This is a genomic window from Paenibacillus zeisoli, assembly GCF_003994465.1.
GTDB classification, from domain to species: domain Bacteria; phylum Bacillota; class Bacilli; order Paenibacillales; family Paenibacillaceae; genus Fontibacillus; species Fontibacillus zeisoli.
Map to the genome: position 1 here is coordinate 1 of NZ_RZNX01000002.1, position 14,955 is coordinate 14,955.

Genomic DNA, 14,955 nt, shown 5'->3' on the forward strand with positions numbered 1-14,955 from the left:
CTTGCTCATTTTGAAACTGACGATTCTTAATTAAGAATCTGTTATTCTTAACGTATTCCATTTGTTCAGTTTTCAAAGAACTTGCTCTATTCTATCAAGCGACTCAGTTAGCTCAACTCGACCGAACAGAATATTATTGTATCTAATTCAACCCGCTTTGTCAACAACTTATTTCGATATTCATTTTTGCATTACTGCATTTCTGCAATTCAGCAAGTTAGCTTCCGAAGCGACAAGAAATAATTTATCATGTTTCGCAGCATTACGCAACCACACAAAATATCCCAGTACACTTTTCGGGATTTTGTCTATCTTTTTCTCGTTGTTTCATTTTAATGTATTCTAATGTTAAGTATCCCGCTTAAGTACAGCTTATAAGGAGGTCATATATTGAAGGAATGGTTAAAGCAGATTCGCAAGGGCTATGGTAAGAAACTCATCTCCATCCATGCCTGGAATGGTTGGATGGTGCTCGTTCTCTCATTATCTGGTCTTGTTCTGCTAAGTGGCTATTGGCGCCAAATTCTCGGGGCTGTGAGAAGCTGGGTGAAGTGGCTCCATATCGGTGTTGGACTTGCGCTCCTCGTTCCTGTATTGCTCTATCTCATGTTAGCAGCAAAGCACTGGAAGCAGCTCAAGGATCGGCCGTTGCAAAAGCTCAATGTGATTCTTATTCTTATCCTGCTGGGAGGCTGGCTGCTATCAGGAATTATTTTATGGCAGCTCAGATTAGCGGGACCCACGTGGACCAATAACGCTCTGATCGTACATGACCTTCTTACCTGGTTAGGTCTTCCCTATATCATTTATCACTCCATTACCCGTACAAAATGGCTGAAAGAACCGAACCGCCGAGCTGTGGTTGTGGAAGCCCCTGAGGGTTTATCTGAGGCGAGGCCTATATACGGAAGGCGTTCCTTTCTCAAATGGACGGTTGTACTTGGCCTGGCGGCCATATTTGGGCCTTCTTTTGTTAAATGGATGGGACGCTCTCTGGGAACTGGTTCAAGCTCCACCGAAGACCTTGTACAAAAGGATTCAAATCGACTGCAACCTGCTCCCACTCCGCTTCCTGCCTCTTCTCCACCGAAGGGTGGAGGTGCTATAGGTGAATTCCGTGTCTACACGGTGACCCCTATTCCTGCCTTCGACAATACGAACTGGTCGTTCAGCATTGACGGTCTGGTCGAGCGGACGCTGAAATGGAACTGGGAAGAGTTCGTCAAGCTGGGAAGAAGCGTTCAGGTTAGTGACTTCCACTGCGTAACAGGCTGGTCAGTGTATAAGAACACTTGGGAAGGCATCCCCCTTAAAACACTGATATCCATTGCTGGCGCAAGTCCAGATGCCACTTATGTGAAGTTCTACTCCGGGGATGGTGAGTATACCGACTCCCTGACGATAGAGCAGGCTCATTTGGATGATGTGATGGTTGCCGTTATGCACGATGGTAGAGCCATTCCGAGCGAGCTTGGCGGTCCCGTCAGGCTAATTGTGCCTCAGATGTATGCCTACAAATCCGTAAAGTGGCTGAATCGGATTGAACTTATTAAAGAGGAGCATGTAGGTTACTGGGAGGTACGGGGATACGATAAGGACGCCTGGGTCCCCGCGGATCGCAAAGCTTGAGTGCCGGATTGCCGAATGAACCACGGAGCTCCAAAGGCAAATGCCGGCGTTATATGGGGTAAAAATAAATAAGGCTGCGCTTATTCACTTGGGTGAACAGCGCAGCCTTTATGACTTTATTCCGAGCGAGACTCCTAATCCCCTCGTAGGACATTGATAACGGAATTGTGTGCTTAGCACGGTGATATTCCACCTGATTCTCCAATCAGCCTTCCAGCAGCTTAATCAACTCGTCCTCATTCTCAATGACCTGAATTCCGAGTTCCTTTGCTTTCGTCAGCTTGCTGCCTGCCTTCTCTCCGGCTATAACAAGATCTGTCTTCTTGGATACGCTGCCGGTGACTTTCGCTCCCAGCGCCTCAAGCTTCTCGGCGGCCTCATCGCGGGTCAGCTTGTGCAGGGTTCCTGTAAGCACGACCGTCTTACCACTGAAGAAAGAATCCGTAGCCACGGGCTGCGGCTTCTCAGGAGCCTTGGCTTCTACACCCAAGGATAACATCTTGTTAATCCCTGCCTGCATGAATGGATCCGCAAAAAAGTTCACAATGCTGTCAGCCACAATACCTCCGATATCAGGCAGAGCCGTCAATTCCTCCGCCGTTGCGGACATGATGGCCTGGAGGCTGCCGAAATGCTCGGCAATCACTTTAGTTGTCGACTTGCCCGTGTTCGGAATTCCAAGTGCAAACAGAAATGCAGCAAGGTCGCGGCCCTTACTTTGCTCAATCGCCTCAAGCAGATTGGTCGCCTTCTTGGCTCCGAAACGCTCCAGCTTTACCAGATCCTCATAGGTCAGGGTGTATAGATCAGCTGACTCGCGTACCTCCAGCTCATCGTAGAGCTGCTCCGCCGTCTTATCGCTAAAGGTCTCGATGTCCATAGCGTCCCGCGAGGCAAAGTGCGTAATCCGCGAGACAATTTGCGGCTTACACCCAAACCGGTTATTGCAGAACAGATGGGCACCGCGCTGCTCGAGCGGGAAACCACAAGCCGGGCACTTCTCTGGATAAATGATTTCCTCTCCGTCACTTTCCTCCGTGACCTTGCCCAGAATTTCTGGGATTACGTCATTGGAGCGGCGGATGAATACACGTGTGCCGATCGCGAACTTCAAATTCTTGCGCTCAATGTCCCCGACATTGTTGAGCGTACAGTTCTGCACCGTAACTCCAGCCAGCTCGACAGGCTCTACCTTCGCTAACGGTGTTATTTTGCCAGTACGGCCTACATTCCAGACTACGGACTCCAGAACTGTGGTTGTTTCTTCCGCTTCGAATTTGAAGGCCACTGCCCAGCGCGGGAATTTGTCGGTATAACCTAGCACTTCGCGTGTACGCATATCGGTGATTTTGATGACGGCCCCATCAATAAGATAGTCTAGGGAACTGCGGCGCTCCTGAATAAGATGAAGCTCATGCATAACCTGATCGAAGCTATCGAAATAAGATACGAACGGATTGACTTTAAAAAAGTTATCTTTGAGGAAAGTCATCATTTCCTTATGATTCCCGAAACTGATCCCCTCTGCATAACCGACGTTATAAAAGAAAGCGCTCAGCTTGCGGTCTGCCGTGACCTTCGGATTAAGATTCCGCAGAGCTCCGGCAGCAGCATTCCGTGCATTCTTCAGCGGATCAGCCCCAGACTCGTTATGTGCTGCAAGTACAGAAAGATTCATAATTCCTTCACCTTGGACCTCTATCGTTCCGCCTGTGTAGGGGATCCTCAGAGGGACCGACTTGATCGTCTTCACTTGGGCAAGAATGCCTTCCCCCACTACCCCATTCCCCCGGGTAGACGCCTGAACCAGCTGTCCATCTGTGTAGGTCAGATTCAGGGTAAGTCCGTCAAACTTCAGTTCAACTACATAGGAAGGTGCGGGCAGCGGGGCATCAGGATTCTTAGTGTTGTAGTCTCCAACCAGCTTCAGCACCCGGTTATTCCAGCTTTGCAGATGGTCCTCATTTTGAGCTTTGTCCAGGCTCCAGAGAGGGGTTAAATGACGGTGAGGCTTAAAGCCTTTCAGCAATTCGCCGCCCACCCGCTGGGTAGGGGAATCGGGCAGTGTCACTCCAGTCTCCGCCTCAAGCGCTACCAGCTTGTCATAGAGGACGTCATACTCTTTGTCACTAACAAGTGGATTATCCAGTGTGTAGTAGTGATAGTTATACTTATTAAGCTCCTCCACAAGCTGCTCCATCGAATGCATTGGATCCATGCAGGGCAACCCTCCCATAATGAATGATAAATATGTACACACGGCTATTGGGCCTTGTTGACCAGAGTCACTTGCCCAATAGCACGGCTTCCTTCTATATTAAATATCCAATTAAAACTTGTAGTAATGCCGTTTATTCGGCTTCCACCTTCGTAATCGGAGCAAAGCCTGCAAGCAGACGCTTCACGCCAACAGGAGCTGGAAAAGCGATCTGCAGCTCCATATCATTACCCGATCCTTTGACTGCCACAATGGTTCCGGTGCCCCATTTGCCATGCGCCACTTTGTCGCCTGCTTTGAAATCACCGGTGCCCGTTGCTCCTGCAGGCTTAGCTTGTACCGCACCCGGCACCCCGGTTGTCACCGTTACGCGGGAAGCGGTAGGCGCTGCCTTCGCGGTGCTTCCTTCAGTCCGGCGGCCAAAGTTGCCGCCCCCACCGCTGCCACCGAATCCACGGCCCCCGTAGGCGCCGCCCACGTTGGCCCCGCGGCGATAGCGGTCGCGCGCGATATCCGTATCTTCCTTGTACTCGTCCGGAATCTCAGTCAGGAAGCGTGACGGCGCATTTGCGGTGGTCCGTCCGAACAAGGTCCGCATTTGAGCACAGCTAAGGAAGAGCTGCTCCTCCGCTCGTGTAATCCCTACATAAGCCAGTCGCCGTTCCTCCTCAAGTTCTTCCTCATCCAGAAATGCACGGCTGTGCGGGAATACGCCTTCCTCCATCCCAATAATGAACACCACCGGGAACTCGAGGCCTTTGGCACTATGCATGGTCATCAGGACAACAGCATCGCTCTGCTCTTCTTCCGAGTCATTCATGCTGTCTATATCTGCAATTAATGCAAGATCCGTAAGGAAAGAAACGAGGGACTTATCCTCGTTATTCTTCTCGAACTCCATGGTTACGGACAGGAACTCATCAATATTCTCCAGACGGGAGCGCGATTCAATCGTATTCTCGTTCTGCAGCTCCATCCGGTATTGAGTCATCTCCAGTAGCTTCTCGGTAAGCTCCGTCACGGATAAGTACTCCACCATGCGGTGAAGTCCAGCGATCATGTCGAAGAAATCCACTAAGTTATTACGTGTCCGTCCCGCAAATCCAAGGTCGTCAACATACTCCAGCACCCGGTAAATGGATGTTCCCCGCTCTGCTGCAGCCGTAGCCAGCTTCGCCACGGTAGTATCTCCAAGACCCCGCTTTGGCACATTAATAACCCGGGTCAAGCTGATATCATCGTCCGGATTGGACAGAAGGCGCAGGTATGCCAGAATGTCCTTGATCTCTTTGCGATCATAGAACTTGATGCCGCCCACGATTTGATACGGAATGTCCGACTTAATCAGAATTTCCTCGATAACCCGGGACTGGGCATTCGTCCGGTATAGAATTGCGTGGTGTCCATAGCTTTTGTTCATCTTAATGTTCTTATGAATCTCCGAAGCTACGAAATACCCTTCATCATGCTCGGAATCTCCACGGTATACCTTGATCTTGGCTCCGCCTTCTTTGTCCGTCCACAGCCTCTTCGGCTTCCGGCCAGTGTTCAGGCCAATTACCTCATTGGCTGCATTCAGGATGTTCGAAGTTGAGCGGTAGTTCTGCTCGAGCAGAATGGTTCTGGCTTCCGGATAATCCTCTTCAAAATTGAGGATGTTGCTGATATCTGCTCCGCGCCAGCGGTAAATGGACTGGTCGCTATCCCCTACCACGCAGATGCGGTGGTGGCTGTCGGCCAGCATTTTACAGAGCATATACTGGGCACGGTTCGTATCCTGGTACTCATCGACATGAATATATTGAAATTTGCGCTGGTAGAAGTCCAGCACCTCAGGTACCTCTTTGAACAAATCAATCGTCTTCATAATCAGATCATCGAAATCAAGGGAGTTGTTGTTTCTGAGACGCTTTTGGTACATGGTATACACTTTAGCCACAATACCCTCGAAATAATCTCCAATCTTCTGTTCATACATCTGAGGACTTACCAGTTCATTCTTGGCGTTGCTGATCATGGCTTGAACGGCTTTCGGCTCAAACTTCTTGGGATCTACGTTAAGCTCCTTCATGCAGTTCCGGATGACTGACAATTGGTCGGTAGAGTCCAGGATCGAGAAATTCGATGTAAATCCGATGCGCTCAATATCCTTGCGCAAAATACGCACACACATGGAGTGGAAGGTGGATACCCAAATGTCACGGCCCTGCGGCCCGACGAGCTTGGAGACCCTTTCCTGCATCTCTCTTGCGGCTTTGTTGGTAAATGTAATGGCCAAAATACTCCACGGCGCAGCTTTGCGCGTTGCGATCAGGTGTGCAATACGGTGCGTCAGCACCCGGGTCTTGCCGCTTCCTGCGCCGGCCATAATTAGGAGCGGCCCGTCTGTGGCCAGTGCGGCTTCTTTTTGCTGGGGGTTAAGCTTGTTAATCGCTTGTTCTATGTCAATCATTGTGAACATCCTTTCGTTCGTTGTACCCTCCCAAACCCTCCCTTCCTAAGGGAGGGCCCCAAGGGCTACGCCCTCTGGACACCCGGAATGGGCGAATGAGATTTGGCACAGGTACTTGGTTAGGCTTGGATTTGGGATCGCTTGCCGTCCCTAGCGGGACCCGCTTGAATTGTTGCGGATCTTAGTTACTGAAAGTTCTTGGGCGGTGAGAGCTGCTATATATAAAGTGAGATGATTGTGATTAGGGAGCCGCTTGTCGTCCCTGCGGGACACGCTCTATGTTGGTGCAGGGCCAATGGGCGGTGCTTTGGTGCTGCGGGTGCTGCTCCGTGCTTGGAGCACTCTCCCTGCGGGATTCGCTTTAGACTTGTGCAGGGCCCGGGACGGTGCTTTGGTGCTGCTGGGGCTGCTCCGTGCTTGGAGCGCTCTCCCTGCGGGATTCGCTTTAGATTTGCGCAGAGCCTTTGGGCGATGCTTGGGTGCTGCTGGGGCTGCTCCGTGCTTGGAGCGCTCTCCCTGTGGGATTCGCTTTAGGTTTGCGCAGGGCCCGTGGGCGGTGCTTCGGCGCTGCTGGGGCTGCTCCGTGCTTGGAGCGCTCTCCCTGCGGGATTCGCTATAAGTCTTTTACTGCAGATACTGTAGTTAGGGCTTGAGCCAGATTCGTATAGATGATGTTACCAACGATGATCGTGTCGGCTGCATCAGCGGCCAGGCGCGCTGTCTTGGTGTCCGTAATTCCACCGCCGTAAAACAGACGGGACCTCGATAAGGATCGGCGGACAGAAGATACTAGCTCCATGTCACCAAAGGTTCCGCTGTACTCCATATAAATAACCGGGAGGGACATCAGCTTGTCCGCCGTCTGCGCGTATGCTGCACTTTCAGAAATAGACAAACCGCCTATGGCTCCAGTTAGCTTGGCTGCTGTAGACTCCGGATTAAGTATGATATAACCTTCCGGAACAACAAGGTCCCATGGAATGATATACCCATAACGCTCAATGGCCTGCTGATGTCGGCCGATGATCCACTCCGCGCGGGGTGTGTTGAGTACCATGGGGATCATATACAGATCAAACCCTGGAACTACGGCATCCAATTCCGATATCTCCAACACGCAAGGAACCTCATATTGACGGACACGGGACAACAGGTCCACGGTATTGTCATAAGTAACTCCGCTGGAACCCCCGATCATGACGGCATCGGTACCTGACATGCATACCGCATCCAGATCCTCATTTGAAATGACCTTGTCCGGATCCAGCTTAAATACGTGTCTCCATTCATCTATCATTTGCTTCAAAAAAATTCCTCCAAAAACGCAGCGATGTACACAATCCACCTCAAAAAACGGAGCATCTGGTTCTGACCGCTCCGCCAACTGAGATTATGAGAAAATGGAGCCAACTGCTCCAACGTGAATCTTTTTAAACTGCTTAATTCCAGTCTATGATACCCACGTGTTAGTGTCAATGTTCGTATTAAAGGGGAACAGCAAAAGATACAAATTTCGGCAGATCAGCCTCCTGTATTCTTCTAATATCCGTTAATACGTTAACGGCAATCTGCCAGAACGAGCTTCCTGTATCTGTTCGGGAAATAAGCTGTACGATTATTCCGCTTGTGCCTTCCGTGCTATCCAAGAAAAGAAAACCACTGCTGCGTCAGCTCCCAAGAGCCCCCATTCCACTTGAGCAGGTTGGTCATATAACCGAAACGGTCGGCATGATACAGCCCGCTGACTCCCTGAAGCGCCATTAGCTCGTAGGTTCCATCACGTTCCAGATCAATGGGGTATAGGCCGCTAAGCGGGTCCACAAAACCTTGAACCGGTTTTTTCAAGGTGCCGTCTGGATTATAGATTTGATCCAAATATTCCTTACCCCGAGATGAAATATCTACTGTAAAGCTCTTGCCGGAATGCGGGCTGTTCACTTGAAGTCGGTAGAAATCCAGGTAATTAACTGTGTAATTCCACTGCTGGTTATACTGCTCGGAGTCGAACAACAGCTTCGGCTGTCCCCCCGTGAACGTATAGACATAATCAAAGGTTATCGCACCCGAACCGCCGGAATCTATGCGTACCAGTACATCAGAAACGGAGTCTCCGGTAAAATCGCCCAGAAACAATGTAGGCTGATAACCCGCATTGTTACGCAGTGGAACCCGGTACGTACGGCGGTCTCCCCAGCTATGAACGACTAAGGTAATCCCTGTGATAAAAGGGCTCCCCGCCGCGCTAGTCTGCCCCGTAAGGGTAACAGTATCCGGCACTCTATCCCCCGTCACGTCTCCAATTTCACGGTCTAGGACCTGTTCCGTTCCCTCAGGCCGAACATGAGACCCTGAAAAGTAATTCATCATCATCAAATCTCCTCGTGAATGTATTTCAAGCAGTATATGATCAGAGACTGGGCGGGGTGAGTGTTGCAGCCAGACAGGACTTCTGCTTGGTAAGGGAGAGGAACGGGCATGGTTACAGGGTTACTGGTTACGTGGAAGATGCGAAACCGAGGTATGGGAAAGATGAGGATTTCGGGGTACGAGACAGGAAAGTGCGATTTCATGAGAATTCTGAACTTCGATATAAAAGCTGCGAGGAAGCCCGGTCGAATACATAGTCATATTAAAAAGGCCGCCCTCTCAGGGCGGCCTTGACTTCAGTGGGTAGATACCAGAGAAGCTCTGTATCACTTATCCGTTCTATTATTTCACCAGCTGTCCACGGGTAACCCCGAGCTGATTAGTCGCTTTAAGCTGCTTCCATACCTGTGTACCGCTGATCTCTCCGCGCAGTGCACGGGTATATAGATCAATGACTTCAAGCACCTGATCCGGTGTCTCTTCCAGAAATTCCACGCGATAGCTTGGCACACCGGATTCCAGAAAATGATTCAAATATTCCGCACCGGATTGCTCAATCGCATTGTACACGGTATTACGGCAGCCTTCATCCACCCGTACCGGGTGAGACATGCCGATTCGGTCTTGAAGGGAAGCGCGGTGATCTTCACAAGGCCGTCCACAGTTCGTATAGTCCGTTCCCTCACTCAGGAAGGTGCAGTACACACAGTGCTCCGTATGGAACATCGGCAGATGCTGATGGATGACAATCTCCATATCGGCCGTGCGGCTTTTGCCAAGGAGGTCAACCATCTGCTGGATGTTCAGGTCATAGGAAGGCGTTACGGTGTCGATTCCCGCTTCCAGGAACAACTCCACTGCTTTGTGGTTCGCGATGTTGAGCGAGAAGTCGCCGATCAGCTTCGGCTGCGGCGCCAAAGGATTCTCGAGCCGGTGGCGCAGGTAGAAATACAGCGCACCGGTGTTGCGTACCAGCACCGCGTCGGGCTGAAGACGCAGGATGTTGTTATGGTAGCCGTTCTCGCCAGGCATATGGATGCGCGGCGTTGCCAGCGCGATCTGCTTGCCGGCGCTTCGAGCGGCGTCTACCGCTGCCGGGAACTGCTTGATAAATTCAAAGTCGGCATAGATCATGTCGACGCCGGTCTTCAGTGCAGCCTGCACCTGATCCAGGCTGCGGCACAGCGCGGTCAGCTTCGCCTGACCGCGGGGGATCGGCTGCGCGGACTTCGCCGCGTCGCCGTAGATCTCGACCGCCCGCTTCACATACACGGGCGGCTTGGGACGCTCGCCCGCAAGCTGCTCCACCGCACGGCGGCGGATGCTGTTCAGCTCGCGCATAGGCACGATCACGTCGCCATGAAGCTCCGTGTCCAGCTCTTCGAGCTGGAACACCGTGCCGCCAAGGCGGCCGAACTGCTCTTCCAGCAGTTCATGGTCCATCGGGCGCTTTTGCGCTACTTCAAGCTCCATTTCGGAATCCACCCGCACCGTAGTTCCCTTCTGAACATCGGTCCAGAAGGTCACTAGCGGCTGACCGGGATGACCAATTGCCCGAACACGCACCGGGAACACCCGGTATGGCTTCTCCGTCTCATAGGTCTGACGCATCCGCTTATCGAGCGCCGGGTCGCTCGTCTTCCAGATCCGGTCGCCCACATGTAGCTTGCGCAGATCCACGTCATTACGGCCAGGGATGATGTCGATAACCCAGCCTTCGCCAGCTTCCCCTTCGATCTTCACGCCTTTGCGGCGCAGATCGTAGACGCGTCCGCCCTCTTCCTTCTTCGTCGGGTCTCCGGCGTCGAATACAATCCCGTCACCACGTTTCACCGGAGCATCCAGTCGGCAGACGACGCCATCCCTTAGAATCTGTTCCACACGACCGAGATATACCCCGCGGCTCTTGGGAAAAGTCCCCTCTACCAGCTTCTTATTATTCGTACCCTCCAGGAAGCCATGAGTGAATCCACGCGAAAAGCTCTGCTGCAGCTCACGAATTTCTTCCTTGGAGATACGCTGTTCATTCCCATCGAAATAAAGGTCAATCGCCTTGCGATACTTGCTGACCACGTTCGCCACATACTCCGGACTCTTCATCCGTCCTTCAATCTTGAAGGAGGTTACGCCCGCTTCGATCAGCTCCGGCATAATATCCACTGCTGCCAGATCCTTAGGCGACAGCAGATAAGCCACATCGCCCATCGGCTTCTGTTCGCCATCGACCATCAGGTCATACGGCAAACGACAGGCCTGCGCACATTCTCCGCGGTTCGCAGAGCGTCCGCCCCACATTTCCGAGGTCAGGCATTGACCTGAATACGATACGCACAGTGCCCCGTGAACAAATACCTCCATCGGCAGCTTGGCCTGTTCGCCAATCTTCTGAATCTGCTTCAGATTGTTCTCCCGCCCAAGCACCACACGCTCCATGTTGAAGGGTTTGGTGAACTCGACGGCTTCCGGAGAGGTAATCGTCATTTGCGTAGAACCATGAATCGGGAAGTCCGGGGAGATCTCGCGGATCATTTTGACCAGACCCAAATCCTGCACGATAACTGCGTCCACGCCCGCATCAATACAAGCTTCAATCAATTCTTTGGCATCGGCTAACTCATTCTCGAATACGAGGATATTGAAGGTCAGGAAGCCTTTAACCCCGTAGCTGTGTAGATACGCCATGATCTCCGGCAGCTCGGCCATCCGGAAATTGTTCGCTCGTGCCCGTGCATTGAACTTCTCCACGCCGAAAAAGATCGCATCTGCCCCGTTCGCCACTGCGGCCCGCATGCAATCCCAATCCCCTGCGGGTGCCAGCAGCTCCACGTCTTGTCTTGTTAATACTGTACTGCTCATTTATGTCCTCCTGGATCGGCTAACCGATCAGATATATTTTAAAGGTGATCATGAATTCTAAATCAACGTCAGTGTAACTAATATAGTTTATCAGAATTTCGAGGAATGCTCTAGTGAAAAGAAATTAGCAAAAAGCAGACCCTGAGTGGATCTGCTCTTATACTTCCGCTATAACTGCCTGCTCATTGCTTCATATTACCGCCGTACCTACTTCATTTTGCAAATTTAAAAGATTGGACAGCCTTCTCGAGCGCTGCCTTCTGCTCAGGTGTGCCATTTGTATCATTTAGAGTAGTTGTGATTCGGTATAATTGGCCGCTGCTATCGCTAAATAGAATCACTTGTTTGGACTGCGGCACACCATTCACAGTCTGATGAATGCGGAATACCGTAGCCGGAACACCGGCCAGTGTCACATTATCTATACTTTGCAGTGAGAAGTCCTTAATGCTCTTGGCGGCTTCGGTATAATAGCTTCGCAGCTGCCAGACTGTTAAGTCCGGATCAACGCTGGAGTCAGCTTCGAGCTTGAAGCTTCCACCCGGGAACTGATATTCTGCCTGGGACTGCTCATAGCGTTCATTGATGGCTGTCCAGTACAGCGGAATGCTCACTGTATATTGATAGTTATTCGAGGTTTTGAGTACACTTCGGGTCGTATCCGATAAGAAATAATAGTCCTCCAGAGATCCAAGAATTTCGGCATTGCCTTCAAAATCAATATCCAGCGATGTCAAAATATCCTGGAAGCGGTCTTTCCCTGACTCCAGTTCCTTTGGTGCCGAATAGTCGAGAAGGTATCGGTATCCTCCCTTAATCAGTAAAAGCTGCTTTTCTTGATACCATATGCCCCCGTAAGTATATTCGGCCTGCTGCAGCAGTGCTTTCTCACCTGAAGCTTCAACCACAGTGGTACCTTTCCATTTAAAAGCCTCTGGAAGGAAGGTCCGCTTAGACTGCTCCTGCAGCTGAGCTGCCCAGCTGTCCAGGGTCAGCCCTGCTGGAGCAGAGGCTGCATGGATGCTTAGGGATGTCCCACCCCTGCCTGTGTACACTCTGTGCGAGTTATCCGCCGTCCACTCCGCGGGAATCTGCATGGAGATTCCATAGTCGTCATTATAGGTCTCGGTCATCCCGTTCTTGACTTTGGAGAGGTCTTTAATGGACTTGTCTTCCCGGTTGAACCCCGGCTCAAAGGTGTTCAGGAGAGCATCATACTTTTGCAGATCCTTATAGCTCTTGGCCGTCTGAGACGCCAGGTACAGGGTATAAATTCGACCTGCCCCGTAATAGGCACGCTCCTGCCACATGGATCCATCTTTATCCGTAGTCACTATTCTGGCATAAGGAACCTTAGCTGTTGGGAAAACTTGCTGATCAAGCACGGTCTCCCCGCTGTTCCTGGCACTGGTGAGCAGTGTATCCATCAGAGTATCTACGTCCGCAGTCTCACTAATTCGTGATCCTGCATGAATCTCCAAATAATAAGTATCTTCACTATCGGAAAAAGTCGCCATGCTCTCATCGCCGCTGCTTCCCGGAATCAGCCCGCTTGGATACTGCATCGTCCATCCATAAAAGCTGTTGCCGATTCTGGTCTTCCCGGTATCGATATCCATACCTCCATCGCCGGCAGGATCTGCGGCTTCGTCCAGTCCAAGCCGGACAACAATCTGTCCTCCTTCTCCAGTGCTGAGCTTAGCCCCTATTCCACTGGCAACGATCCGCAGAGGAGCCATGAATGTATTGTGAAGCATAGCTGGTGCCGACTCAGATCTGAGTTTATGCCCATCCACCCAAATTACAGGGCTGCCGAGCGTGAGAGTTATAGTGTGCTTGCCCTTCAGGATTTTGACTGTATTGCCGTCACCCAGCTTAATGTCCGCCTCGAAGGCTTTCTTGAATACACTAAGGGGTACCATAGTAACACCATGCGTCTGGTAAGGCTGAATAATGGTCTGGGCGGAGCCATTGATCTCCGCATTCTTGCTGCCTACTTTGAGGCGAAGCTCCTGTACCTGTACCCCAGCGGCATGTGCCGCATTATATACTCCGCAAGTCATGAGGGTTAGGGCCAAGCTAAGAAGGATGACACCTGATCTATGAAATATTTTCATACTGAGATTCAACCTCTTCTCCTGAGAATCTAAATAAGTTGAGCTAAAGGTAATTCCTAAGTTCTATAACAATATAATGACTCTTTGATTTGATCGACCTTGATCTTAGAAGACCCAGCCGTTATGAATCATCGGCTTCACTTCCAGCGTCTTCAGAAGAACCTGTATCCTTGGATAGGACCAGCTTGCGAGTCACAATATCTCCATCCGACTCCAGCCAAAGGGTCACTGTCTGCCCCGGAATGAACGATTTCAGCAGCTCATTTAAGTCAACTATGGATGAAATTTTCTTCCCATTTACACGGTAAAGCACATCGCCTTCATGCAGGCCTGCCTTTTTGGCCTCAGAGGAGTTCACCTTGGTAATGGTCATCGGTTCGTCGCCAGGCAGCCCAACTATGGCTGACCAGCTTTCCTCCAGACTGACACCGAGCGCAGGCCGATTCACCTCTCCATATTTAAAAAGCTGTCTCACCACATACTGAACGGTTTCTGCCGGGATGGAGAAGCCCATATTTTCTACGCCAACCGCTTCAAATTTCATAGAGTTAATCCCTATAACCTCACCCTTCATATTCAAAAGAGGGCCACCACTGTTGCCCGGATTGATGGCCGCATCGGTCTGAATCAGCCGGTATGCCGCGTTCACCGCCCGATTGAGTCCGCTAACGATTCCTTGAGTTGCTGAGTTACGCAGGGAGAAGGAAATCGGTGTCCCTAAAGCGATCACCTTTTCGCCGACCAGTACATTCTGTGAGGAAGCCGCAAACTTCGCAGGTTGAAGGTTCTTGGCGTTTATTTTGATAAGGGCAATATCACTGACTTCATCCTCAAAGGATTCCGAGATATTGTACGACTTGCCATCCGAAGTGACAACGAGGGCATTCGTCAAGCCTTGTACCACATGGGTATTCGTCACGATCCATCCATCGGATTTAAGGATAACTCCAGTTCCATGAGCAAGATTGTACCTATTGTCCCCTTGATCCTTGCTCTCTGCATTCGTGGTTCTACCAATAATGCCTACTACCGATGGGGAGACCTTCTTGATGATTTGAGGAACGACATCGCCCTGCATCGTCACTCCCCCAGCTGCCTTAGACTTGGGTAGAGTGGCCTTATCCGTAGATTGTACCTTCACTGCAGCAATAGACATGGTGCTAATGCCAGTCTGAGAAGCCTTCGGTCCACTCTCTGCAGACGCACTCAGACAACCGCTCACTCCAATCACGGTGCCTAGCAGCAGTCCTACAGCCGCTTTGCTCTTAACTCTCATCCTCTCACCGGCCCTCTCTCACTAATCGAAACTCTACTCC

General features: G+C 51.1%; 10 protein-coding genes. 2 read left to right on the plus strand and 8 right to left on the minus strand.

Annotated features, from left to right (window positions below; genetic code table 11):
- The first annotated feature begins 390 nt into the window (after positions 1 to 390).
- On the plus strand, positions 391 to 1,629 hold the full coding sequence (locus EJP77_RS06085; RefSeq protein ID WP_127198338.1) for a molybdopterin-dependent oxidoreductase: 1,239 nt from the start codon (positions 391 to 393) through the stop codon (positions 1,627 to 1,629).
- 205 nt (positions 1,630 to 1,834) lie between these two features.
- Here EJP77_RS06085 and ligA read toward each other — a convergent pair whose 3' ends face one another.
- On the minus strand, positions 1,835 to 3,847 hold the full coding sequence (gene ligA, locus EJP77_RS06090) for an NAD-dependent DNA ligase LigA (RefSeq protein WP_127198339.1): 2,013 nt from the start codon (positions 3,845 to 3,847) through the stop codon (positions 1,835 to 1,837).
- Between the two features lie 133 nt (positions 3,848 to 3,980).
- Entirely contained in the window at positions 3,981 to 6,308 is a 2,328-nt protein-coding gene (pcrA, locus tag EJP77_RS06095; protein WP_425464228.1) for a DNA helicase PcrA, read from the minus strand.
- A gap of 244 nt (positions 6,309 to 6,552) precedes the next feature.
- On the opposite strand from pcrA, the gene EJP77_RS06100 reads away from it, so the two are divergent.
- Positions 6,553 to 6,918, plus strand: coding sequence for a hypothetical protein (locus EJP77_RS06100; protein ID WP_127198341.1), 366 nt, complete (start codon positions 6,553 to 6,555; stop codon positions 6,916 to 6,918).
- Here the strand turns inward: EJP77_RS06100 and pcrB are convergent.
- The 6 genes from pcrB to EJP77_RS06125 all read right to left on the minus strand — a co-directional run bounded on the left by pcrB (position 6,913) and on the right by EJP77_RS06125 (position 14,915).
- Positions 6,913 to 7,596, minus strand: a complete 684-nt coding sequence (gene pcrB / locus EJP77_RS06105) for a heptaprenylglyceryl phosphate synthase (protein ID WP_185897268.1) — start codon at positions 7,594 to 7,596, stop codon at positions 6,913 to 6,915. The two genes, EJP77_RS06100 and pcrB, sit on opposite strands and share 6 nt — an antisense overlap.
- A 187-nt stretch (positions 7,597 to 7,783) precedes the next feature.
- Entirely contained in the window at positions 7,784 to 7,945 is a 162-nt protein-coding gene (locus tag EJP77_RS20585) for a hypothetical protein (RefSeq protein ID WP_185897197.1), read from the minus strand.
- Positions 7,938 to 8,666, minus strand: a complete 729-nt coding sequence (locus EJP77_RS06110) for a VCBS repeat-containing protein (protein WP_127198343.1) — start codon at positions 8,664 to 8,666, stop codon at positions 7,938 to 7,940. The genes EJP77_RS20585 and EJP77_RS06110 overlap by 8 nt, the downstream gene beginning before the upstream one ends.
- Before the next feature lie 342 nt (positions 8,667 to 9,008).
- Positions 9,009 to 11,522: a U32 family peptidase gene (locus EJP77_RS06115; RefSeq protein ID WP_127198344.1), complete on the minus strand. Its 2,514-nt coding sequence runs from the start codon at positions 11,520 to 11,522 to the stop codon at positions 9,009 to 9,011.
- Positions 11,523 to 11,734: 212 nt separating this feature from the next.
- Entirely contained in the window at positions 11,735 to 13,639 is a 1,905-nt protein-coding gene (locus EJP77_RS06120) for a stalk domain-containing protein (RefSeq protein WP_127198345.1), read from the minus strand.
- 121 nt (positions 13,640 to 13,760) lie between these two features.
- Positions 13,761 to 14,915 carry a S1C family serine protease gene (locus EJP77_RS06125; RefSeq protein WP_127198346.1) on the minus strand — a complete coding sequence of 385 codons (1,155 nt, stop codon included), beginning with the start codon at positions 14,913 to 14,915 and terminating at the stop codon, positions 13,761 to 13,763.
- Between the last annotated feature and the right edge of the window lie 40 nt (positions 14,916 to 14,955).